15 protein-coding genes, 5 tRNA genes and 1 riboswitch are annotated in these 24,030 nt (G+C 52.2%); of the genes, 17 read left to right on the plus strand and 3 right to left on the minus strand.

Annotation, left to right across the window (positions count from 1 at the left end; translation table 11 throughout):
• Positions 1 to 7: 7 nt before the first annotated feature.
• From ACFQ0N_RS28510 to ACFQ0N_RS28520, 3 genes are read right to left on the minus strand one after another with little or no spacing between them, the layout of a single operon-like run.
• Entirely contained in the window at positions 8 to 697 is a 690-nt protein-coding gene (locus ACFQ0N_RS28510; protein WP_379332826.1) for a CoA transferase subunit A, read from the minus strand.
• A gap of 21 nt (positions 698 to 718) precedes the next feature.
• Positions 719 to 1,915, minus strand: a complete 1,197-nt coding sequence (locus tag ACFQ0N_RS28515; RefSeq protein WP_379332828.1) for an acetyl-CoA C-acetyltransferase — start codon at positions 1,913 to 1,915, stop codon at positions 719 to 721.
• 5 nt (positions 1,916 to 1,920) lie between these two features.
• Positions 1,921 to 2,832 carry a 3-hydroxyacyl-CoA dehydrogenase family protein gene (locus tag ACFQ0N_RS28520; RefSeq protein WP_379332830.1) on the minus strand — a complete coding sequence of 304 codons (912 nt, stop codon included), beginning with the start codon at positions 2,830 to 2,832 and terminating at the stop codon, positions 1,921 to 1,923.
• Between the two features lie 119 nt (positions 2,833 to 2,951).
• On the opposite strand from ACFQ0N_RS28520, the gene ACFQ0N_RS28525 reads away from it, so the two are divergent.
• From ACFQ0N_RS28525 to ACFQ0N_RS28605, 17 genes are all read left to right on the plus strand, one after another.
• Positions 2,952 to 3,854 carry a LysR family transcriptional regulator gene (locus ACFQ0N_RS28525; RefSeq protein ID WP_379332832.1) on the plus strand — a complete coding sequence of 301 codons (903 nt, stop codon included), beginning with the start codon at positions 2,952 to 2,954 and terminating at the stop codon, positions 3,852 to 3,854.
• A 152-nt stretch (positions 3,855 to 4,006) separates the two neighbouring features.
• Positions 4,007 to 5,068 carry a type I glyceraldehyde-3-phosphate dehydrogenase gene (locus ACFQ0N_RS28530; protein WP_379332834.1) on the plus strand — a complete coding sequence of 354 codons (1,062 nt, stop codon included), beginning with the start codon at positions 4,007 to 4,009 and terminating at the stop codon, positions 5,066 to 5,068.
• Positions 5,069 to 5,254: 186 nt separating this feature from the next.
• Positions 5,255 to 6,112, plus strand: coding sequence for an ABC transporter ATP-binding protein (locus tag ACFQ0N_RS28535; protein ID WP_379332836.1), 858 nt, complete (start codon positions 5,255 to 5,257; stop codon positions 6,110 to 6,112).
• A gap of 145 nt (positions 6,113 to 6,257) precedes the next feature.
• Positions 6,258 to 6,332, plus strand: a tRNA-Gly gene (locus tag ACFQ0N_RS28540).
• Positions 6,333 to 6,338: 6 nt separating this feature from the next.
• Positions 6,339 to 6,415, plus strand: a tRNA-Arg gene (locus ACFQ0N_RS28545).
• A gap of 29 nt (positions 6,416 to 6,444) precedes the next feature.
• Positions 6,445 to 6,521, plus strand: a tRNA-Pro gene (locus tag ACFQ0N_RS28550).
• An 8-nt stretch (positions 6,522 to 6,529) separates the two neighbouring features.
• Positions 6,530 to 6,603, plus strand: a tRNA-Gly gene (locus ACFQ0N_RS28555).
• A 974-nt stretch (positions 6,604 to 7,577) separates the two neighbouring features.
• The gene (locus ACFQ0N_RS28560) at positions 7,578 to 8,561 is read left to right on the plus strand and encodes an ABC transporter permease (protein WP_379332838.1); all 984 of its coding nucleotides are present in this window, start codon (positions 7,578 to 7,580) and stop codon (positions 8,559 to 8,561) included.
• A 29-nt stretch (positions 8,562 to 8,590) separates the two neighbouring features.
• Positions 8,591 to 9,472, plus strand: coding sequence for a carbohydrate ABC transporter permease (locus ACFQ0N_RS28565; RefSeq protein WP_379332841.1), 882 nt, complete (start codon positions 8,591 to 8,593; stop codon positions 9,470 to 9,472).
• A gap of 56 nt (positions 9,473 to 9,528) precedes the next feature.
• Positions 9,529 to 11,136 carry an extracellular solute-binding protein gene (locus ACFQ0N_RS28570; protein WP_379332843.1) on the plus strand — a complete coding sequence of 536 codons (1,608 nt, stop codon included), beginning with the start codon at positions 9,529 to 9,531 and terminating at the stop codon, positions 11,134 to 11,136.
• A gap of 201 nt (positions 11,137 to 11,337) precedes the next feature.
• The gene (locus ACFQ0N_RS28575) at positions 11,338 to 12,669 is read left to right on the plus strand and encodes an extracellular solute-binding protein (protein WP_379332845.1); all 1,332 of its coding nucleotides are present in this window, start codon (positions 11,338 to 11,340) and stop codon (positions 12,667 to 12,669) included.
• Between the two features lie 222 nt (positions 12,670 to 12,891).
• On the plus strand, positions 12,892 to 14,694 hold the full coding sequence (locus ACFQ0N_RS28580) for a sensor histidine kinase (protein ID WP_379332848.1): 1,803 nt from the start codon (positions 12,892 to 12,894) through the stop codon (positions 14,692 to 14,694).
• 18 nt (positions 14,695 to 14,712) lie between these two features.
• Complete coding sequence (locus ACFQ0N_RS28585) at positions 14,713 to 15,780, plus strand: response regulator transcription factor (protein WP_379332850.1); 1,068 nt, start codon at positions 14,713 to 14,715, stop codon at positions 15,778 to 15,780.
• A 7-nt stretch (positions 15,781 to 15,787) separates the two neighbouring features.
• Complete coding sequence (locus tag ACFQ0N_RS28590) at positions 15,788 to 15,955, plus strand: hypothetical protein (RefSeq protein WP_379332852.1); 168 nt, start codon at positions 15,788 to 15,790, stop codon at positions 15,953 to 15,955.
• Between the two features lie 136 nt (positions 15,956 to 16,091).
• Entirely contained in the window at positions 16,092 to 22,610 is a 6,519-nt protein-coding gene (locus tag ACFQ0N_RS28595) for a discoidin domain-containing protein (RefSeq protein WP_379332854.1), read from the plus strand.
• Positions 22,611 to 22,786: 176 nt separating this feature from the next.
• Positions 22,787 to 23,050 carry a hypothetical protein gene (locus tag ACFQ0N_RS28600; RefSeq protein WP_379332857.1) on the plus strand — a complete coding sequence of 88 codons (264 nt, stop codon included), beginning with the start codon at positions 22,787 to 22,789 and terminating at the stop codon, positions 23,048 to 23,050.
• Positions 23,051 to 23,166: 116 nt separating this feature from the next.
• Positions 23,167 to 23,240: transfer RNA gene (locus ACFQ0N_RS28605), tRNA-Gly, on the plus strand.
• Positions 23,241 to 23,836: 596 nt separating this feature from the next.
• A riboswitch (cyclic di-GMP riboswitch) is annotated at positions 23,837 to 23,923 on the plus strand.
• The last annotated feature ends 107 nt before the right edge of the window (positions 23,924 to 24,030 follow it).

Consider the following 24,030-nt stretch of genomic DNA (forward strand, 5'->3'; position numbering starts at 1 on the left):
GCCATGTCTACTGCCGGGTCGTTAGCCGTTCGATTCGTTTTTGCTGTTCGCCGACGATGAGCTTTTGCACGAAAATGCCTGGTGTGTGGACAGCTTCCGGGTCGAGCTGGCCAATGTCTGCGAGCGATTCCACTTCCGCAATCGTCATTTTGCCGGCAGCGGCCATCATCGGATTGAAGTTGCGGGCGGTTTTGTTATACATGAGGTTGCCTGCACGATCTGCCTTGGCCGCCCGGATTATACTAAAATCGGCTGTCAGCCCGTACTCGAGCAAATAAGTCTTGCCGTTGAAGGAACGGGTTTCGCGGCCTTCCGCCAGCGGCGTGCCGACGCCGGCTGCGGTATAGAAGGCGGGAATGCCGGCCCCGCCGGCGCGGATTCTTTCTGCTAGCGTGCCCTGCGGAACAAGCTCGGCTTCGATCTCGCCCGCTAGTACTTGGCGCTCGAACTCTTTATTTTCACCTACATAGGAAGCGATGATTTTTTTGATTTGTTTATTGCGCAGCAGCAGACCTAGCCCCCAATCATCTACGCCGCAATTGTTGGAAATGACGGTCAAGTCGCGAGTACCCTGTTCGGTCAAGGCGATAAGCAATTGCTCAGGAATGCCGACTAATCCAAACCCGCCTACCATAATCGTCGCGCCGTCCGGGATCAGGCTTACAGCGTCGGTGAATGATGTCAATATTTCCTTCATTCGCACTTCACTCCTTATTCGTTAGATGCCTTCTACCACCGCGGCAATGCCTTGGCCGCCGCCAATGCATAATGCTGTCAATCCATAGCGGACGCTTCTGCTCTGCATCTCATGCACCAATGTAACCAGTGTGCGCGCCCCGCTGGCTCCGATCGGATGGCCGAGAGCGATGGCCCCGCCATTCACATTGAAAATGCCAGGATCATACTCAAATTCGCGTCCATAAGCTAGTGCTTGAGCTGCAAAAGCTTCATTAATTTCAAGCAGCTGCAAGTCATGCATGGCGAGACCGGCTTTGGACAGCGCTTCCTTTGTAGCCGGTACCGGACCGATGCCCATTACGGCCGGGTCTACTCCAGCCGTCGCATGAGCCCGTAATACGGCAAGCGGCTTCAGCCCGAGAGCGGCTGCTTTGCGCTCTGACATGATGACAAGCGCTGCCGCTCCATCATTAATGCCAGAGGCGTTGCCGGCTGTTACAAGGCCGTCCGGCTTGAAGGCCGGGCGCAATTTGGCCAGCTTCTCGACCGTCGTATCCGGACGCGGATACTCGTCATGCATTTGCTGGAGGACGACGCCTTTTTTGGGCGGCAGGTCAACGCTTACAAGCTCATCCGCGAACCTTCCGGCAGCGATCGCTTCCCCAGCTTTACGCTGACTGTCATAGGCAAACCGGTCCAGCTCTTCGCGAGTAAAATGATAGCGCTGACAAAGATTTTCAGCCGTGATGCCCATATGATAATCGTTCGCGGCACACCACAGGCCATCCTGAATCATGACATCGACCGCTTCTTTGTTGCCCATGCGATAACCGGATCTTGCTCCGGGAAGCAGATAAGGCGCTAGGCTCATATTTTCCATACCGCCGGCTATGACGATATCACTGTCGCCGCAGCGGATTGCATTGGCAGCTAATGCGACCGCCTTCAAGCCTGAGCCGCACACCTTGTTGATCGTCATCGCAGATACTTCGACAGGGAGTCCGGCTGCAAGCGCCGCTTGGCGGGCTGGATTTTGACCGAGACCGGCTTGCAGAACATTGCCCATAATGACTTCATCGATTTCCGCGGGCGCAAGAGCGGCCCGCTCGATCGCAGCAGCAATGGCGACTGCGCCGAGCTGCACAGCGGGCGTATTGGCGAATGCGCCGCCAAAGCTGCCGATCGGTGTGCGGACGGCGCTCACGATAACGGGTTGCTGGCTTTGGTTAATCGTCACGCTATTCACTCCTTAGTAGGGGAATTGTTTTTTAAAGCCTGCACTTGCTGCAAGCGTGAATTCATCGTCCTGGCTGCTCCGGCAGGGTCGGGATAACTATAGTAGCCCTGTCCGGTCTTCGCTCCGAGCTCACCTTGGGCAACCTTTTGTTCAATAGCAGCAGGCACGGCTGTATCGTTGCTTAGTTGCGGGAACAGATGGCCGGTTACTTTGCTCCAGATGTCCAGTCCGCCCAAGTCGGCAATTTCAAAGGGACCAGCGAGTGCCCAGCGCAGCCCGATACCTTCTGTAACGGCACGATCAATTTGCTCTGCGTCCGCAATGCCACATTCGAGCAAATAGCAAGCTTCTCTCATTAAAGCGGCCTGCAGGCGGTTAGCGATGAACCCGGGAATGTCCTTGTGCAAAATGATGGGCGCTTTACCACATTCGGCAAGCAGATCGGCAATTTGTTGCAGGATGACCTGCTGTGTCACAGGTAAGCCAACCAGCTCAACAAGTGGAATGATTTGCGGCGGATTGAAAAAATGCGCAATAATCATGCGTGAGGCGAAAGGCTGGCTTTGTGCCAAGGTGTCCAGCGAATAAGTAGATGTATTAGAAGCAACAATCGCATCGTCCTTGATCCACTGCGCTAATTGGCTATACAGTTCTTGCTTGGTTTCCAGCTGTTCCGGAGCGGCTTCAATGATGAATTCGGCATTTGAAACCGCTTTCTCGAGATCGCAAGATAGTTTCAGATTTAGACTGTTGCTGCCAGAAGTTGAACAAATTTGTGAGCGTATCTGCTGCTGGATTGTTTCGTGATTATGATGATCTGGCTCATACAGCGATACGGAATAACCGTGTCTGGCAAATAGCAGCGCAATGCCAAGGCCCATTGTCCCGGCTCCAAGAACGGCAATTTGCTTGATCATGTTCCGGCCTCCTGTAAATGGTTTCTTGCTTCATTGTACACCACTATTTTTATAGGTAAAATACATATATTGAATAACATTTATGCATAAAATTCATATATGAAAGCGAGTGTTCGAAGGTGGATATTCGTCAACTAAGCTACTTTTTGGAAGTAGCGAATCATGCCAGTTTTTCTAAAGCAAGCGAGTCCATTCACCTGTCTCAGCCGACCTTGAGCAAGATGGTCAAAAGCCTGGAGGATGAGCTGGGAGTGGTGCTGCTGAACCGTTCTACCCGAAAAGTAGCTTTGACTGATGCCGGGGAAGCGGTTCAATTGCATGCCCAACTGATTTTGAATGCTGTGCAGCATTTGCGAGCGGCGGTAGCCGATCTCACCGAGATGCGCGCAGGGCGATTTTCCCTGGGCTTGCCGCCCGTTATCGGCTCCAGCTTTTTTCCGAAAGTGATTGCGGAATTTAATAAACGATACCCGGATATTCGCATTCAACTTATTGAAGAAGGCGGCAAGCGCATTGAGCAAATGCTGCTGGAAGGCGCGATTGATCTTGGGGTTATAGTGTTGCCGGCGGATGAGCGCCTATTCGAAATCGTTCCGATTGTTGAACGTCATTTGAATCTGGTGACACACCGATCTCACCCGTTAGCAGGGAAAACAAAAGTGCGGTTAAGCGATTTGCAGCATGAGCCGTTTATTTTGTTCCGTCAGGAATTTAATTTGCACGACAGGGTTAAGGAGGCTTGCATTCAGGAAGGTTTTGAACCGCATATTGCTTATGAAAGCACGCAATGGGATTTTATTTATGAGCTGATTTCTGCCAACCAAGGCATCTCGCTGCTGCCGGAAACGATTTGTGCCAAGCTGGATAAAAAGCAGGTTCGAGTAGTACGTACAGTCGATCCGCCGATTCATTGGGATTTGGCTATTATATGGAAGAAAGACGGATATTTATCACATGCTGCTAAAGGCTGGGTCGATTTTGCCAAGCAAGTATTTGGGGAGACGGGTGGGGGCTTAACATAACAAATGTGCTATATGGACAAGATTGAAATGAAGTAGTGTATCATATTTAAAGTGATATTCTGTGAATAAGCGTACAAATTGAATTAAATATGTTGCAATATATTGTGATATACTTTATATTTATGATGTACTTATTTGCGGGAGGGAATGGGATGGAAGTCGCGTTGAGCGGTACAGGCAGAATCGGACGATTATTTCTTCGCAAAGTATTTATCGAAAATTCACCGGTCGTGAAGGTGACAACAATTAATACTTCAGCATCTCCTGCGCTATTAGCGCATCTGTTGCAATATGACACGGTCCATGGTTATTGGGCGGCGGAAATAACAGAATGGGAGCAGGGTATTGTTGTTAACGGCCAGCCAATACGTCTTGTGTCGCAGCGCTCGCCGGAGCTGCTTGACTGGCAGGAGCGCGGCAGCCCGCTCGTTATTGATGCAACCGGCAAATTCAATAATCGGCAAGGCGCGCAGCAGCATATTGCGGCCGGGGCGCGTGCAGTGCTCATAACAGCACCGGGGCCGGATCTTGATTTAACCGTCGTCATGGGCGTCAATGAAGGGCAATATGACCCTGAACAGCACCAGCTTGTGTCTGCAGCTTCTTGTACGACCAATTGTCTCGTGCCAGTGCTCGACATTATGGATCGCGCCTTCGGCATAGAACAAGGATGGATGACGACGGTCCATGCCTACACCAACGACCAAAATCATCTCGACAACTCCCATGCAGATTTAAGGCGCGCGCGTTCCTGCACGCAATCGATTATTCCGGCCTCGACAGGCGTTCGCAAAGCGTTATCCGGCGTGCTGCCGCATTTGGCCGACCGTGTTCAGGGTCAGGCTGTTCGAGTGCCTACAGCAGATGTTTCCTTGCTGGACTTGCAATTGCAGCTGCAAAAGCCGGTTATTTCCGTAGATAAACTGCAGGAAGTGTTCCGGGAGGCAGCAAGCGGTGCATATCGGCACTATGTCGGCTATAATGAGCTGCCGCTTGTATCGGCCGATTATATCGGCAATGACAAATCCGCGACAGTAGATGGTTTAAGCTTTATGGTGAACCGCGGACAAGTAAAGCTGATGGCCTGGTACGATAATGAATGGGCATATGCTTGCCGCGTGTTTGATTTAGCTGCGTACATGATTGCAAGGATGAAGGGGGAAGATGGCGGGAATAAAGGACAGTCGAGCCTGCTGTTTCAAAAACTAGGATAACCCATTGAACGGAAAGTCATGCGTGTTTGCGGCGAGTCAGCCCTAGCACGTGTGACTTTCTTTGTTTTGTTGCGAAAACAGTTGACGTCATAAGTGAGAATCGTTATCATATACATGTGGAGATGAGAATAATTATCATTGGGATTACATATATAGCATGGTAAGGTGAAGGGAGACGGTTCGACAATGATTCGGTTAACGACGTCCGGCTTGAATATCGGTTATGAAGAAAGACTAATTGTAGAAGATTTGAATGTAGCGATTCCTCAAGGCAAAATCACCGCATTGGTTGGGGCTAATGGCTCCGGCAAGTCGACAATCTTAAAAACGATGGCGCGGCTAATGTCGCCCTCTGCCGGTGCAGTGTTGCTGGATGGCAAATCGATTCACAAGCAATCGACGCGTGAAGTGGCCAAACAGCTGGCAATTTTGCCGCAAAACCCGACTGCGCCGGACGGATTGACCGTCTCAGAGCTTGTCTCCTACGGCAGATTTCCTTATCAAAAAGGCTTCGGCTCTTTAAACAAAGATGATCGTGCGATTATTGAATGGGCGATTGATTCGACAAGAATGTCCGAGTTTGCAGACCGGCCTATCGACCAATTGTCCGGCGGTCAGCGGCAGCGGGCATGGATTGCAATGGCGCTTGCTCAGCAGACCGATATTCTGTTTCTTGATGAACCGACAGCTTTTCTGGATATGGCGCATCAGCTTGAAGTGCTGGAGCTGCTGCAGGAGCTTAATGTGAATTCCGGCCGGACGATTGTTATGGTTGTCCATGACTTGAATCATGCCTCCCGTTATGCAGGGCATATGATTGCGATTAAGAAAGGGACGGTAGTCGGAGAAGGCAGTCCGGAAAATGTAATGACCAAAGAAATATTGCGCAAAGTGTTTGGCATTGAAGCGGATATTATTGCCGATCCGCGGACAGGCGTGCCGCTCTGCTTGCCGTATTCGCTTTCTGAATTAGATTCTGGACGTCCGGCAACGGCTTCCCAGGATGCGGCTGCCATGCCGATGAAGGCCGCTGTAAGCGGCTAAGCGCAAGGGAAAAAGAGCCGTGATTCTCGGGCGAACACGGCTCTTAAAATTATTTGAAGAATTTCAAAAAAACATTTGCAATTTGTTTTTAAAGATGATATATTATTACTTGTCGCTACGATAGATCGAAAGTGAATAACAAAATGCGGAAGTGGCTCAGCGGTAGAGCATCGCCTTGCCAAGGCGAGGGTCGCGGGTTCGATTCCCGTCTTCCGCTCCATTATAAGTGCCCTTAGCTCAGCCGGATAGAGCGTTTGACTACGAATCAAAAGGTCGGGAGTTCGAATCTCTCAGGGCACGCCATTCTTTAACTGAATAGCGCAATTTGTTTACGGGACGTAGCTCAGCTTGGTAGAGCACCTGGTTTGGGACCAGGGGGTCGCATGTTCAAATCGTGTCGTCCCGACCATCAAATTTGCGGGTGTAGTTCAATGGTAGAACTTTAGCCTTCCAAGCTAATAGCGTGGGTTCGATTCCCATCACCCGCTCCATAATCAAAACCTTCAGAAAGCCTTGTATATCAAGGCTTTTTTTGTGTAGTTTCGGAGGAAGGGGGGGATGGGAAACGGAGGATGCTGGCGCTTTAAGCCGGGCATATCTTAGTGTTTGCTATGACCTAGATCTGACTTGCAAGGTTTTGATGTCGACTCCATTCTGGAGGTCAGCGTCGCGAATGCGTGTCAATATCAATAATTTCAATTTCTCCAAATCTGCTTCGGTAAAGCGCAAGCTTTTTAATATTGTAACTGTCACCTATGCCGATTCCCCCACATCGTTTGTCAATTGTGTAGCTTCCTTAAGGATAAATTGCAGATGCTGATGAAGGCGAGTAAATCATTTCTCTCGCGCTCCGCTTAAGCTGCTTCCCCCAGTCACCAAATCAAACGGTCTCTTCTACATCACCCCGATGTAGACCCTACAGTTTACACAAACTTCTTGACGCTACCTATCAGTCCTTTTATTTATTATATTTAATCCTCTATTAGCGACTAATTTACTGATTGCAAGCTTTTTGTCCTCCTTATTTTTTAAGTTTCTTGTGATTATAAACCTTGCTAAATAATCGAAGCCAATTCCTACAAGGGTTGCTTGAAAAGAATTAGTCAAGGCTCAAGATCCTGAAAGGAGCGTGGGTCTACGCAGGGAGCTTTAAATTGACCATGGCCTCGATATCGGCTTCAAGCGCCGCATCCCTCAATCTCATCATAATCCCTCTTTCGATTTGAGACTCCTCGAGTGTACCCCGACGGCCTCAATTCCTATGATGAACTGCCCGTTTGTCACTATCAACGGACATTTCTTTAGAAAAGATCACCTGTTTTGAGCGATGATGTGCTACTCTCCCAGGTCTCTCGAAACTCCTCAAAAAAGGAGCACCGATCAAAGGAAATGTCAATTGAAGTTCGGGAACGCGGTATTGCATCATTAATAGTAGTCAACATGACAAGCAAGGAGGTGAATAGCAATGAGTGCAACGAGCCCTGCAACCCGGAATCCCGCCAAACGCGACACATTTCGTCAGGGACTCCTCCGATTCCGGAAAGAGGCGTTCTTTCAATACATGGCGTTGATGGGCGGCGTCTTCCTGCTTGTCTTCAGCTATCTGCCCATGTTCGGCATCGTTATGGCGTTTCAGGATTTCGACCCTGCTAAAGGCTACATATTCAGCCGGTTTGTCGGCTGGTATCATTTCCGCATGCTGTTCAGCGACGACGCTTTCTGGCTGTCCGCCCGCAACTCGGTCATTCTGAGCGTGGCGAAATTCATGCTGACGTTCATAAGCCCGATTATCCTGGCGCTTCTCCTTAACGAGCTGAAGCCGACCCTCTTCAAGAAGTTCGTGCAGACCGCCAGCTATTTGCCTTATTTCATCTCCTGGGTCGTTATCGCGAGTATGGCCACGACGTTCTTCAGCGGAGGATCAGACGGCATTCTGAATCCGCTCCTGATCAAGCTCGGCATGCTGAAAGAGGCCATTCCGTACTTGACATATCCGGGTTACTACCAAGTGATTACCGTTCTGCTCGACGTGTGGAAATTTACAGGGTTCTCCGCCATTATCTACATCGCCGCGATGGCCGGCATCGATAACGAGGTGATTGAAGCTTCGATCGTCGACGGAGCGACCCGCTTCCAGCGCGTCTACAAAATTACGCTCCCGATGATTCAGAATACGATCGTTGTGCTCTTGATTCTTGGCATCGGCTCCATGTTCACTGGCGGGCTCGGCGGCTCCAACTTCAACTATGGATATTTGCTAGGTAACACGTTGAACATGAGCGCTTCCGATGTAATGGACACGTACATCCTGCGCATGGGCTTGCAGCTCGGCCGTTTCTCGTTTGCTGCGGCTGCCGGCTTGCTGTTGTCTACGATCAGCTTGATTCTGGTCTTCCTCGCGAACTGGGTGGCCAAGAAAATCGATCGTGACGAGCAGGCCATTTTCTAAACCGTTTCAACGTAGCAGGGGGGAAAGACGTGAAAAAAAGCCTGGGAGAAAAAATAGCGGATGTCGTGATCTATGCGGTGCTGATAATGATTCTGATCGTAACACTGTACCCGTTCTACAATAGCCTGGTGCTGTCGTTCAACAACGGTCACGATTCGAACCTGGGCGGCGTGTACTTCTACCCGCGAATATTCACGCTGGAGAACTACCGCCGCGCGATGGATAACAGCCTCATGGGCGGCGCCATGATGGTAACAGTTGCAAGAACGCTCATCGGCGCCGTGACGAGCGTTCTGTTCACGGCTGCGGTGGCCTACGGGCTGTCGAAACAAGACTTGATGTTCAGACGGACGTATATCGTGATCGGTATCATTACGATGTACTTCAGCGGAGGTATTATCCCGTTCTACTTCGTGCTGAAGTACTTGGGACTCTTGAATACGTTCATGGTCTTTATCATTCCTTCACTATTAAGTTTCTGGAATGTCATCCTGTTCATGTCCTTCTTTCGCACGATCCCGGCTCCGCTACTGGAGTCCGCGCGAATCGACGGGGCTTACGAAGTGTTCATTTTCGCCAGGATTGTGCTTCCTTTGTCTGTTCCGATCATTGCCACTATCACGCTCATGAACGGCATCGGGCAGTGGAGCTCCTGGTTCGACTCGCAGTTCTTCACCACGAGCCCAAACCTCAAGACGTTGCAGCTCATTCTCTATGAGATTATCGCGCTCGCGGCAGGACAGGAGCGATTGAAACAACAGCTCGGCATTACGAATGACACGGCAGCCTATACCATCGAATCGGTTCGTTACGCCACAATGATGATTTCGATCGGACCTGTCATTCTGATCTACCCTTTTATTCAGAAATACTTCGCCAAAGGCATGCTGATCGGGGCGGTCAAAGGTTAAAAACATTCGGCCAAAGGGGAATTCCGCAACATTCAAACTATCGAGGGGGCTGTTCCATGAGCAATCGAAAACGTTTATTGTCGAGTATAACCGTTGTGCTTTTACTGAGTTCCGTATTAAGCGCTTGCGCGAAAGAGAACAACGGTCCCAACGCCAGCTCCACGACAAGCTCCACGGAAAGCGCTGGTTCCAGCGGCAGCAATGCCAGAAATCCGATCGAGCTGGGGCTCTTCTACAATGGAGCTTGGTATACTTTCCCTGAGTGGGGCTCCAATACGATCTCTCATATGATTACGGAGAAAACCGGCGTCTCGTTGAAATTCACCAAACCGAACGCCGACGACAATCAGCAATTCAATCTGATGATTGCCAACCGCGATTTGCCCGACTTCGTCGTGAACGATATGAAGAACCCGACCTATAAAAAAGCGATCGATGCCGGCCTCTTTGAAGACTTGGGTCCGCTTATGGACCAGTATGCGCCGGAGCTGAAGCAGCGGATGGGCGACGATTACTGGAAAATGAACGCGGCGGCGGACGGCAAAAATTATACGATCAACAGCGCGGAGATCCGGCCAAGCAATCTCGACAGGTTCTTGCCGGTCGGTCCGTGGAATCCTGCTCCGCTTATCCGGCAGGACATCTATGAAGCGCTGGGCAAGCCGAAAATCGATACGCCAGACGATCTGTACAATGTCCTTCTGCAGGTGAAAGAGAAGTATCCGAAGATTTCGCCGCTGGTCATCGGCAATTCGAAGTTTCCGTTTACCGCGCAGCCCTTCGGCTATGAATTCTTCCTGGCCAGCTTCGGCGTCGAGATGTATTACGAGAAAGACAACAAGCTGTATGCGAATTATAAAAATCCGAAATACCTGGATGCGCTCAAATGGCTGAACAAGCTGTACACCAGCGGAATTATTACCCGCAACGACATTGCACTGACCGATGAACAGCGCAAATCCATTATCGATTCGGGTAACGTCTTCTATCAAGTAGGTTCGGTCGGGACAGGCTACCAGTCCCCGGAGAACGACAAGAGCATCAAATATGTGTACGCTCCGATGTTTCCCGACGCTACGATTTTGCAGCAGGATAGTATCGGCTGGGCGGGATGGTCCATCTCGAAGACATCGAAGCACAAGAAAGAAGCGATCCAGTTCATGTCCTACATGATGTCGGACGAAGGTGAGAAGCTGACACACTTCGGCATCGAGGGCAAGGACTGGAAGATGGACAACGGCACGCCCGTGAGAACTGACGAGTATTACGCGAACATCAAGAACGATCCGGAGTATGCGGAGAAACTGGGCATGGGAGCCTACTGGTTTAACCTCGACCTCTACGACCACTGGATAGAGGGCGGCGAGATGAAGAAAAATCCGGAGCAGAAAGAGGCGCTGGATCTGTATTTGCCGCATAAAAATCTGAAGCTGTACATGTTGAGTATTGAGCCAGGGCCGGAGACGGAAGAAGCGACGATTCTGGCGAAGGCGACCACCGATTTCAACACAGCATTCCCGACCTTCCTGATGGCGAAAGACGAGGCGGAGTTGGAACAGCGCTACGCCGATTTTATCAAGAAAATGGATGATATGGGCGTGCCAAAACTGGAGGCGCTGTGGAGCGAGAACGCCGACAAGATGAGAAAATCGTTGAATATGTAACCGGATGAACCATCCAACGCGAGCTGCCGATTTCTTCGGCGGCTCGTTGCCATCAAAACCGTTCCTGTCCTATTGCAGTCTTCCCTTGTAACACCTTTGTCCAGCTGTCATAATAAAGCCATAGGTAAACGCTTACAATTAAAACAGACTCCTGCGAGAGAGACGAAATAATGAAACCAAATCAAAACGGGAGGTTGAACAATGAATGCCGCGACAAAAAAAGTTGCCGTCATTCTGACTACGGTGCTCACCATGGCATGGCTGCTCGGCGCGTGCTCGAACAATAACGGCAGCGGCAACGGATCAGAAGCGGGAGAATCCGCGCAAGCGGGCGAGAAACAGGACGTTACGTTAAGCATGCTGATTGATTCGTCCAACCACGAGCAGAATACGAGCATTATCAATCAGGCTGCCGAGCTTGCGAGCAAAAACAGCGCGAAGTACAACATCAAAGTGCGAATTAATAGGATTCCATACACGGATATGGATAAAAAAGTGGACTTTCTGGCGGTAGGCCACAACTTGCCCGATCTGGTCACCTCGGGGCCGAAGCAGGTGTGGATGAAGCGGGGATTGCTCGCCGATCTTACGGACTGGTTCAACCGATCGCCGTTAAAGGACGATTACATGTACGCCAGTTTGCTGGAAGAGGGCAAAAACGGCGGCAAGCTGTATGCGGTGCCGAATGAAGCGAACTCCATCTTCCTCATCTACAACAAGGATTTGCTGAAGAAAGCCGGCATCGAAAACACCGACTTTACTTCCGTCACTTGGGACGAATGGCTGGCGATGTTGGAGAAAATCAAGCAAGCCAAGCTGAAAGCAAAGAATGGCAATGAGGTTAAAGGATTCACTTTTCGCATCAGCACTTATGAATCGGCTCCTTTCATATTCAGCTCGGGCGGCGAATTTTTCTCGCAGGACGGCACGGAAGCTCTCTTCGATAGTCCGGAAGCAGTTGATGGGCTGGAAAAATTAAAGAGTCTGGTTACGAACGGCTACGCGGACAAGCCCGAAACAGACTATGCGAACTGGATGAGCGTCTTCTTCAACGAAAACGCGGCGTTCACGATCACCGGAGGCTGGTCGCTGTCTTCCTTCAAGAATGGCGGTCTGGATCTGAATAAACTAGGCTACTCCACGGTTCCGAAAATGAAAACCAGCACCTCCATCTTCGGTCCCGGACTCTCGTTTTCTATCTTCGATTCCAGCAAAAACAAAGAAGCAGCCCAGGAGTTTCTTACAGCGATGTACTCCACAGACATCTACAAGCAATGGTTGGAGCTCACGTCCGGCATTCCGGTTCTCAAATCGTTGTTGGACGATCCGCAATTCGCGGGCAATCCGATCAAGAATGTGCTCTCGAATCAATTGAACGACATCAAACCGATTCATTCGGACAACTCCTCAAGCTTCTGGGATCAGTACGATCGGCTACTGGAGAAGGTTATTCTGACGAATGCGGATATCGCAGCGGAACAGAAGGCGCTACAGAACGTCATCCAAAAGGAAATTTTCGACAATTTAAAGTAATCCGGAGCGGGGAGAGGCTGTCGCCTTCTTCCGCCTCGTTAGGAGGCATTGGCGAATTGGCTTTAAGAGGCGCGAGAGTTGGCAGGCTTATTTATTGACCGGCCCCGTCTTCCTGCCCTTTTCTTGCAGAAAGGAATCACGCAGGTTTATATGACTACTGGAATCAAATAGCGTGTGTTATACTGGGGCAACCACCGGACAATGAAAGGATGGTGCGGTCCCGTGCTGAACTCGATGCGCAGCAGGATGGTATTTCTCGTATTGCTAATGAACTTGGTGCTGACGGCTGCCGTCGCGCTGGTCACCTTGCAATACAATTTCATGACAACCAAGCGTACAGCGGAGCGGTATAACCGTCAATTGGCCTACGATACGATGGAATCGCTGGACATCAAGAACAAGAAGTACGGGGAAGTTTCTCTGCAAATCCTGACAAGCCCGCTCTTGCAGGAACGACTGCCGGGGATGCTGGAATCGGATCCGTCCGGCTCCGAAAGCCTCGTTTTCAAATCCGAGCTGATGAATTTTTTAAACCAATACTATTACACTTCCGATGAAATCGAAAGTATCCGTGTTTGGTTCGGTCATGACAAAGTCATCTCTGTCGGGCAGCCTCCGCTCAAGAACAATGGCCGTTACGAAGACCAGAGCGGATACCGGCTGGCCAGAAAGAGCTCGACGCTTTTGGCCTGGATTGCCAACCCGAACGGCACGTTGTCGCAATGGCACATCATTTCCCAATCCCAGAACAAGCAGAATCGATCGAGCAACATATCCAACCAGGTCATTGGAGCTGTGGAAATCAATATGAAGCCGGACCGGCTGCTGGAAAGCACGGAGAAACTGAAAGTGATTCCGGGTGTCCGGTTCAGTTACTTCAATCAGGAGCAAATGTTGCTTTTTTACTATTCCGGGCAGAATGACGTCGGTGACGAGGAACTGACGGCCATTCTTGCGAATTTCAAAAACAGCGGCAGAAGCGAGGAGTCCTTTCAACGGCAGTCGTACCGCTTCTTTGCCGAGAAATCTTACCTGAACATGTATCTGGTCATCTCATATCCTATCGAGCGTTTTTCTCAATATGTCTTGGTCGCGGGCGCCCAGATCGCGATGATTGCCATCGTCATCCTGCTCATCTCCATTCTCGGGGTGCTGTATATATCGAACATGACGACGAGGCCGCTGAAAACGGTATTGCAAGGCATCCGGGCATTCGGCGAAGGATCCCTCGGCATAAGAATCCCCGCGACCAACGTCAGGGAGATCGACATGATCGGCAACGGGTTGAACCGAATGGCGAAACAAATCGAGAACTTGCTGAGAGACCGGGTCCGGTACAAGCAGATTGAGCATCAACTGGAGTTGAAGAGCAAGCAGGCCGAATTGCGGGCGCTACGAAATCAGATCAATCCCCATTTCCTGTTCAATACGCTGCAGTCGATCCACTCCGTCGCGATTCGCAAGACGGGCGCCGAGACCGAAATCAACCAAATGATCATCCATTTGTCCAAGCTGCTGCGTGAAAGCATCTACAATATCAAGAACGTCATTTACGTCGAAGAGGAATTGAACAACCTGTGGGCTTACGTCGAGCTTCAGCGTTACCGATTCGGAGACCGCTTTCAGGTCAAATGGCAGATTGACTACCGGTCCTTGAACTATAAGGTGCCCTGCCTGATTTTACAGCCGATTATGGAAAATGCCATACAGCATGGCGTATTTCACGCTGACAAAGAGGTTGTCCGGATCGTCGTGGACAGCGAGTTCTGCGGCGGGGAATGGAGACTGACGATCGAAGACGACGGTTGCGGCATGGACAAGCATACGCTGGAAAGGCTGCTGTACAGGCTGCGCGAGGGAGCCGGCGATCCGGCACCGGACAAAGGAGGCGTCGGGTTATATAACACGCACAACCGCCTGCTGCACGAATTCGGTCATCGGTACGAAATGGAGATCGTTAGTGAGCCTGACCGGGGGACCCGGGTTCGCATTCGCATCCGATTCGACGACGAAACACAATTATGAGGAAGGGGGCAAGAGGCTGTGTTCGAGGCGCTCATCGTAGACGACGAAAAAATGATCAGGGAGGACTTGCAGACGCTGATCCGCTGGCAGGATTACGGATTCTCGTCGGTAAAGTCAGCACGGCACGGGCTTGAAGCGATGCAGCTTGCGGAGGAGGCTAAGCCCGATCTGGTCCTCGCGGATATCAACATGCCCAAGATGAACGGAATCGAGCTCATTCGTGCCTTGCGCGAGCAAGGGTATCGGGGTCATTTCATCGTGATTACTGCGCACGGCGAATTTGAATATGCGCATCAAGCGATCACTTACGGCGTCAAAGAGTATATCCTCAAGCCGATCGACTTCGGCAAATTGAATCTGGTTATTGGGCGCATTGCCGAGAAGTTGAACGAAGTAAGGAACAGCGGCAAGGAAGCGCAATTCGTGGTGCGATCCGCAAACTTCATCCACGATTTGCTGCAAGCCGCCGGTTCTCTCCGAAGGGAAGACGCACAGCAAGTGATCGACCGGATTTTCGAGCTGCAGGCGGAACTGGGACAACCGCTGCACGCGATGGTTTCTGTGCTGCAGAACGCGATCGTACAGGCGGAAACGGCGCTGAACGACCGTAATCCGGTCTATTACGCCTCGAAGCAGTCCGTGTTTCTCGATCTTATGGCCCGTTTGAAGGAGTGCCGCTCGCAGCAGGAAGTTCGGATATTGTTCGATCAGTTCGGTGCGCATATTTCCGACTTTTACGAGATGCTGGGCGCGATGGAAGGCGTGGGAGCGTTTAACCAGTTCAAGCGGCTGATCAAGGAGCACCTGTCCGATGATATTTCGTTGGAATGGCTCTCTCAGCGCGTCCATATGAGCGCGAACTATCTTAGCGTCGTGTTCAAGAAAGAAACGGGCGAAAATTTCAACGAGTATGTTATCCGGGAAAGAATGCTCTGCGCGAGAACGATGCTGCTGCAGCGGGACCAAAAGATCTACGAGATCGGCGCCCAGGTCGGATATGCCAATTACCGCAGCTTCAGCCGGGCCTTTCAAAACTATTTCGGCTGTTCGCCCAGCGATTTTCGCGACAAATACGGTAAGGGGTAAAGGCGCAATGTATCAGAAAGTGCAAGTAAAGCTGCTCAGCCTGTTGGCCACGCCGATTCACGAAGCGCTGCGTAAACTTGTTAGCGGGATTTCCTTAGCCAGCTTGAAAGAATGTTTGAGCGGGAGCGCCTGGGCGCTCTCTTTTTCTTTTGAATTCGACTCTCTCGCGCGTTAATAGCAAGCCGATGTCCGAACCGCTTGAAATGTTAACGAATTGTCATGCTTTCTAAAGAAATGTCAATTGAAGCCGAGCGCCGAGGGTGCGATCATAAATGTATCCGCTTTCAAATTAACGAAAGGAATGTGAGAGTATGGGATCAAAGTACGCCATTAAAAGAGGGGGAAGGGGCAAGAAGGCGCTGGCCGTATGGTTGGCCGCACTAGTGGCCGTGAGCGGAATCGCGTTCTCGGCGCCGAGCAAGGCTGCAGCGGTGGTAACGCCGGGCGCGCCGGAAGTACGGCTGACCGCGACCGCGATTACTGCATCCTCCAGTAAGGCCGGTCACAGGCCCGAGCTGGTACAAGACGGGCTGTTCAATGATGAAGCCAAGAGCTGGATACCGGCTGCGAGACCGACGGCGTCGGAACCGCAATGGATCCTGTTCGACTTCGGGCATTCGGTGCGCGTAGGAGCGCTGGAAGCGGCAGTCACTTCGAACGAGGGGCCGAAATCATACGCGATCCAGATTTCGAGCGATGGAACCCGGTTTCGCACCGTGGCGACGAAAAGCGTTAAAAGCAGCAGAACATTGTTCAGTTCCTGGGATGCTGTGGAAGCTCGGTACGTCAGGCTGTACATCACGGACAGTTTCGGGGACGACAGCGCCATCAACGAGATTACGGTCTATCCGGACATGCTTCCGCATCGCGTCGGCGTTCTATCGTGCTTTCCGGACATGAACAACTTCGGCGACAAAGGGTTCGACTCCTTGCGCGCGCAGCACCAGCAGTTGGCCAATGTATGCGTCAGCGTAGCCGACCCGGGCAGTCCCGGCATCAACATAATGCCGGAGCTCATTGACAACACCAAATTCCCGAATGGCATATCGGCCCAGGACGCGGTGGCTTACGTCAGCGACCCCACCCACTATTCATGGAGTTATGCGGATCCGTTTGTCAATCGGTTTGTCGATAACGGGCTCGATATTTGGCTCGGGTTTCAAGGGATCACCAAACGCGCCTTCCCGGATTTCTATTCCGATATCATCGATGAATCGGGCAGAAAGATCGAACATCGGGACTTTTTCAACGAGACGAGCAATCGGACCATCATTGAAATCGCCAAGCAGACGGTACGACACTTCGACAGCAATCCATATGTCCGGATGTTTTCCATCCTCGGCCCGGGATGGTTCGGCGGTATCGAATACTATTCGGGCAGTAACCCGGAGCTGCTGGCCGTTTACAGCGACAGCGCCCAGCGCAATTTCAGGCAGTGGCTCGCGAGAAAGTACGGTACGGTCGCCAAACTAAATGAGGCGTGGGGCAAACAGTACGGCAGTTTCGACGAAATCCTGTCTCCGCTGCCAAACCGGACGAACGCGAACGCGGTGGACAGCCGACCAGAATGGGCGGACCTGATGTTCTGGAAGATCGAATATATGGACAAGTACATCGCAGACTATATGGCCGCCATCCGCTCGGTCTCGGACAAACCTATCCATGTGGAAGTCGACGGAGGATACCAGAGCGCGCCGATGGAAACCGGGGAAAGCATGGGCAAGATTGCGCGGGATATTAGCAAATACGACAACGTCATCCTGGGCAACAGCAACCTGGACGCGCCGTACGGCGTGGCGCACTACACGGCCACTGCGAAATTTTACAAACTGCAGGGCTCGATGGACGATACGGCCCAGCCTTCTGGGAAGGTGCATTCCGACAACGCGTTCAACTTTTTAAGCCGCGGCGCGGGTACGCTGGAGCACTCCGCGCTCGGCTGGGACTACGGCGAATTCAACGATTCTAGGGGCAAATGGGATCCAAGTGGCGAGTATGCGGGTAACGATCTGTACCGCTATACGAAAGACAACGCCAAGAAGTTCAGAGAGATCAATCCGAAGCCCTCAGGGTCGGATGTGCTCATTTTCAATCCGTGGTACGCCAATCTGTTCAGAAAGGGCTACGACCGAAACGACCACAATTTCATTTTTGACGCCGATCACGGCATTTCCTGGTACGGCTCGGCTTTCGCGAGCTGGACGCATTACCTTGATTCGCCCGACCTGATGGACGACTTCCCGATTGAAGACGGTGCGCTCGCGAACTATAAAGTTTTCATCAGTCCGAACATGGACTTGACGCTGACTTCCGACAAAGGGGAGGAACGGATCAAGGACTGGGTCAACAAAGGTGGGGCTTTCGTAAGCTTCGGCAAGGACAGCTTCAACTACCGTCTGAACCTGGACACGCAGCGCGTGACGGGCAGCGAGGACGTCAGCGCGTGGATGATGGGCATGTCGGGCGGAGCGGAGGCGGCGGAACGGGTAGGGACGAAAGTCAAAGTGTCGGCGAACGCCCCGGCGTGGCTCAAATCCCTGGCTCCGGGACAAACGGTCAGCGTCAGCCTCGACGGTCCGTCGCAAGGCAAGGCTTTTAAACGGCTCGTACCCGGCGCGGTGCCCGTGCTTGAAGACGAGGGCGGCAACGTCATCATGTCGGAGCTGAAAGTAGGCAAGGGCAGCGTGCTGTTCAGCACCCTTCCCGTCGCGAACAACGCGATGTTCAAAGACACGTTTATGAGCCGCTTGCTATCCGATTACGCAGATTCCCGCGGCATCAAGCGGACCGTTACTTTCGATCCGGATAAATTTCACGTTGTGGATGCTGGTGAAGACGCATACAGCGGCAAACAGGTGATCGAGGTGGCCAGAAACGCGGCCGCAAGCGCGAACGATGTCCTGGTCATCAAGCATGCCCCGTCCCTGGACAATGTTGACGCGATTATCGATCTCAATTGGGAAAAAGACAGCTTGATCCACTATACCTTCAAGCCTGGGAAAGCATTCGTTTACGTACCGAGTCCGGAAGGGGCCATCACCGGTTCGGCCACGATCGAAGAGGCCAATGGCAAGCAACTGATCACGCTGGACCTGGGTAACCGCTACGCGATCCAAACGATTGCGCTCGATGCGGAACACCGGATGGAAGGCTTAACCTTCGATAACGGAACTTACGGCACCGGCTGGAAAACCGCAGCGTCCGCTTTTGGAAACGCGCCCGTACAAGCGGCGAACGGTGAATATATGGCGAATTCGTCAGGAGGAGCGGGATCGCTGGGTAAAATCTCCAGCAGCCTGTTCACGGTAACGGACGATGTGCTCGCGTTCCGCTCCTCGGGTTATAAAGGAGCAGTATCCGAGGCCAAGCCGCCGGAAACACCGCCCAAGCTTATCGCAGGCTTCGAGACCGGAGACTGGAGCGAACTGGCCTATATCGACACGAACGTGTTCGGCAGCGCTCCCGCGACCGACGGAGCTGGATGGGTCAAGGATTGGGGCGGACACTACGCCGCCTCGTCGATTGGCGGACAATTGAAGGGCAGGCTCCAAACCAAAAACTTCGTCATCGATCGGCCGACGCTGACGTTCAAAGGTGCGGGCTGGAACGGCATATCTTACGACACTGGCCCTTGGCCGTATCCGCTGAACAATAGGTTCTATTTGAAGGATGCGGAGACCGGTCAGGTGCTGATCGAGCAAGCGCCCGAAAACCAGAGAGGCGACAGCGACATGTTTAGGAGCTACGCCTGGGATGTTTCGGCATACGCCGGACGCGAAGTCTATTTCGAAATGGTGGACGCGGTAGGTGCTGAAGAAGCTGCGCAGTACGGCGGAGGCTTCGATTGGCTGGCGGTCGATGACATCATGCTGACCGGCGAGCCGTTCGATGCCCCGGTTCTACCGACCGGATTCAACGCTTATTACTTGAAAGCCGTGGACGGGACCGTTTTGCGCATCGCCTACCCGCCGGATAACGACGGGATCGGCCAAGTGGCATGGGACGTATCTAACCTGAAGGGCAAACAGGTTTATTTCGAAGCGGTACAAGGCAACGACAGTACGGAGAACGGGTGGTTTGCTTTCGGAAATCTCTTCGGATACAACAACAAAGACCATATAGAGGATCCTTATTGGTCGTTCGAGTCCGGCACCTATGACGGCTGGGAACGTACTGGCAACGCATTTCCGGCCGAGCCGAACTCGGTGAAGATGGGCAGGCCGCTTGGCACGGACAACGGCAAGTATTGGGCGGACTCGTTGGTGAGCGGCGAGAATGCGACAGGTACGCTCACCTCGAAAGCGTTCGTCATCGAAAAACCGTTTTTGACCTTCCTCGCCGCCGGTTGGAATGGACAAGACGGTTGGGATCCGCCTAAAAACTACTACGAATTGATCGGTCAAGGTGGTGAGCGTCTTCGCATCGCCACGCCGCCCGGCATGGAATCCCAGCCCTTGAACCAATTCATCAAACGGTTCTGGGACGTCTCGGATCTGGTCGGCCAGACGGTCCGGTTTCGCATGGTCGACGGAGATACCGCCAGCGGCTACGCTTGGTTGGCGTTGGACAGCATCACGCAGGAGGACAACTTCAACTTCGAGTGCGGCTGCTATACGACATGGACGACGACAGGAACAGCATTCGGAAGCGCGCCGTCGGGCGTTGCGGAGCATCCGGAAACCGTAGGCGCAAGAGGTTCGAAATGGGAGGATTCCCGTGCCGGTGGAGTCGGCGCCGTCGGCACGATCACGAGCGTCCCGTTTACGCTCAGAGCGGACTTTGTTCGATTCCTCGCAGCCGGATATGGCGACAACGGGAACAATTATTACCGACTTGTGGGCGAGGATGGAAACGAAATCGGAAGGACAGCGCCGCCCGACGATTCTAGCTTTAAGATGCTGACGATTGATGCCGCGGGGCATGCAGGCAGCAAGGTGCGCTTTGAAGCGGTGGACGGCAGCGCCGATGCGAGCGTTGGCTGGTTGGCTTTCGACGACCTGAACTGGCGGCAGCTGCTTCCTGATCGCGTTGCATTGAGTGTCTCGAACGATGGAACGGAATGGACGAAGCTGGCAGACTGGCATGGCAAAGAAGCGACCCGTCTCTCCTCTGCGTTGGCTGAAGGCGAGAACGTACGATATGTGCGGTTTGAACTGCCGAACGGCAAAATTGACCTCTCGTTTCTAGACCTGATCCGAATCCAACAGCGGGTCGAAACGGTGGCGTCCGGCATGCTCCCGCAAGACGGCTTGTTGGACTTGGGAGCCGACAAGCAGGTAAACGGCATCCAACTGGCGTTTGACGGCAATCCGTCAGAAAAGAGTTTTCGCATCGAAGCTTCGGCGAATGGCCGGGATTGGTCGCAGGTGTACAAGGCGATCGACAGCAAGAAAGGCGTCGTTCAGGCGATGTTTCCCTCCATTACGGCCAGATATATCCGGATAAGCGGAGGGGAGGCGCCGGCGGACGCTGAGATCACGGTTTATCGGGTGTCGGAACCTGCGTTATCGCCCGATTATGTCCGCGAGCCGGCCGATGGGACGGGAAACATCGACATGGGCAATCCTTCGATTCCGTCGGATGGAGGATCGGTAACGCCGGGCGCAGCTCCTGCACCGCTCCCGGAGCTTTCGATCACGCGGAACGGAGTCGTAACGACCGTATCGGTTTCCTTGAAAGCGGCATTGGATCCGTCGACCGGGAAGGCGTCCGTTCAAGTAGACGACCGTTTGATGGCGGAGCTGTTGAATAAGGCGATGGAGCTATTAGCCGAAGGGAAGCAGGTGGAAGTCGCCATCCGGGCGGAGTCGGCGGAGAAAGCAGATGCGGTCGTTGTGGACTTCCCAGGGGATGCATGGAGGCTCACGGCCAATGCCTTTTCATGGTCATTGCGAATCGATGCGGGGATCGCGAGCGTTGCTTTTGACGCCAAAGCCGTGGCTTCCCTCAGCGCCGCCGCGAACGCAGGGAATATCAGCATCCGTATATCCAAAGCCGCTTTCGGCGCTCTGACCCTGGAAGCGCAGGCCAAGATCGGAGACCGGCCGGTTTATGATTTCGCCGTCATGGCAGGGGAGGAGAAGCTGGACAGCTTTGGCGTAGGCGCCGCGGAAATCCACATCCCTTATACACCGAAGCCCGGAGAGCAGAAGAATGCCATTATCGCTTACGCGATCGACGAAGCCGGCAAGCTTAACGTTGCGAGAGGCAGGTATGACGACGCGAAAGGAGCCGTTCGGATCAAAACCGCACCATTCATGTCGTTCGCGGTTGGCTACAACGAAGTCGGCTTCAAGGACGTTGCCGGTAAGGCGTGGTACCATGAGGCCGTGGCGTTCATATCGGCCAGAGATATTGTCAGGGGTTTGGGTGGCGGCTTATTCGCGCCTGAACGAAATGTAACCCGTGCCGATTTCCTCATCATGGTTATGAACGCCTACGGCATCGAAGCGGACGCAGACGGAACGGGCGGCTTCGCGGATGCGGGGAACAAGTACTATACCCGATATCTCGGCACGGCGAAACGCCTTGGACTGGTATCCGGCACAGGCGGCGGCAATTTCTCGCCCGAGTCTTTTATTCGCCGTCAAGACATGATGGTCATTCTTTATCGGGCGTTGGAAACGTTAGGCGAGCTGCCGACGGGATCAAGCGGGCATACCTTGAAAAGCTTCCCCGACTCGGACGGTGTAGCCAAGTATGCCAGGACCGCCATGCAGCGGTTTGTGGAAGCTGGTATCATGAACGGTAACGGAAAGAGGCTGGCCGCGCCGGCTTTCTCTACGAGGGCGGAGGCCGTGCAGGTGCTTTATCGGCTGTTGACTCTATAAGCGGACGAGGCTAATCTGGATATTATTCTCCGGATCAGCCTCGCAAGGAAGCACGTGTCAGCTCAAATAAAAAACTAACCCGAACCTGATGGAGTACTCATTTAAAAATCTAACTTTGTATTCATGACAGAATGGCCCCCGAGGGGGCTGCCGCTGACGCGGAAGCGTTAAACGATATGACCGGCAATCATATTAACCATGCCAACGATTTTCTTGTGCGTTGGTATGCGCAGTATATGATGCTTGTGGAACAGCAAGGGTTCGGCCAGGCGGCCGGCTCTTGGGATCGGGAAGCGCTGATGAAGGCGCCCACTTATACGTATGCGCCGGGAGGCGTGCTGACGCGAACCGCAGCAGGAGTCGACAACCGGCTGCGGTTCGCGATCCCGGTCTATGGCAGCGGATTCGTTCCGGAATCGGAGCTAACTGAACAAATTTGATAGACCGCACTAGATAAGTCTTTTTGCAACATCATAACACACTTTAACAGACCCACCACTTACTTTGGGACCAGGGGGTCGCATGTTCAAATCGTGTCGTCCCGACCATCAAATTTGCGGGTGTAGTTCAATGGTAGAACTTTAGCCTTCCAAGCTAATAGCGTGATTTCGATTCCCATCACCCGCTCCAGAAGCAGACTTTTGTTCCCTGCCTATGAATATCTACTTTTCTATGGGACAGCAAATCTTCAAATATACGTGGTTATGCTCCCTTTTATATCTAGTAACTTTTCTCTTCATGTCCAAGAAGCCGATAGTGAAATCATAGCTTGATCATAAAAATCCGAATCTACAAAGCGCAAGCATTTGGGAGGATATCGGGTGCCCTGGCATCATCATACGTTCTATCAACTTCTGTTTGTGCTGGAGGGTCCGGTTCGCCCGAGAGTTGCGCTGTTGTAAACCTCTGGAGGGCCCAAGCCCAAATAGACGTCTTTGTAGGCCGAAACTTGGATGGACTATGTCCCGTATACTGGCATTCATCAAAAAAAGCTGAAAGGGACGACACAGTTTCGGTGGGTCCTTTTGGCAATTACGTTTATTGAGCATTGAGGTTGTAAGTGAAATTATAAGCAGGCAGACGGGGGCTGATGAGACCTGATTGGGGAGAGTGGGTGACTTTATCACGAATAACACAAAGTTCAAAAGTTCAAAAAAATGGTTGACTAAAGAAAAATATGAAGTTATAATCTCGTGTGAAGTTACAATTATTGGGTCAAATTTACCAATCGAATAGGGCACACTAACCGAAAGGTTAGGCCGCAAAGCCAGGAGTCTAACAGTCGCAAGACTTATGATCGTCCGGTTGCATTTTCACAAGATGATGATGCAATCGGCGATTTTTTTTGTTTTTCTAGTAAACTCGCAGCTATCGTCAATAGAGATTCTACTGCTAAAGGTAAGACTGACTATGCAGGAGG

The sequence above is a fragment of the Paenibacillus sp. GCM10027626 genome, assembly GCF_042676285.1.
In the GTDB taxonomy this organism is placed as follows: Bacteria; Bacillota; Bacilli; order Paenibacillales; family Paenibacillaceae; genus Paenibacillus_Z.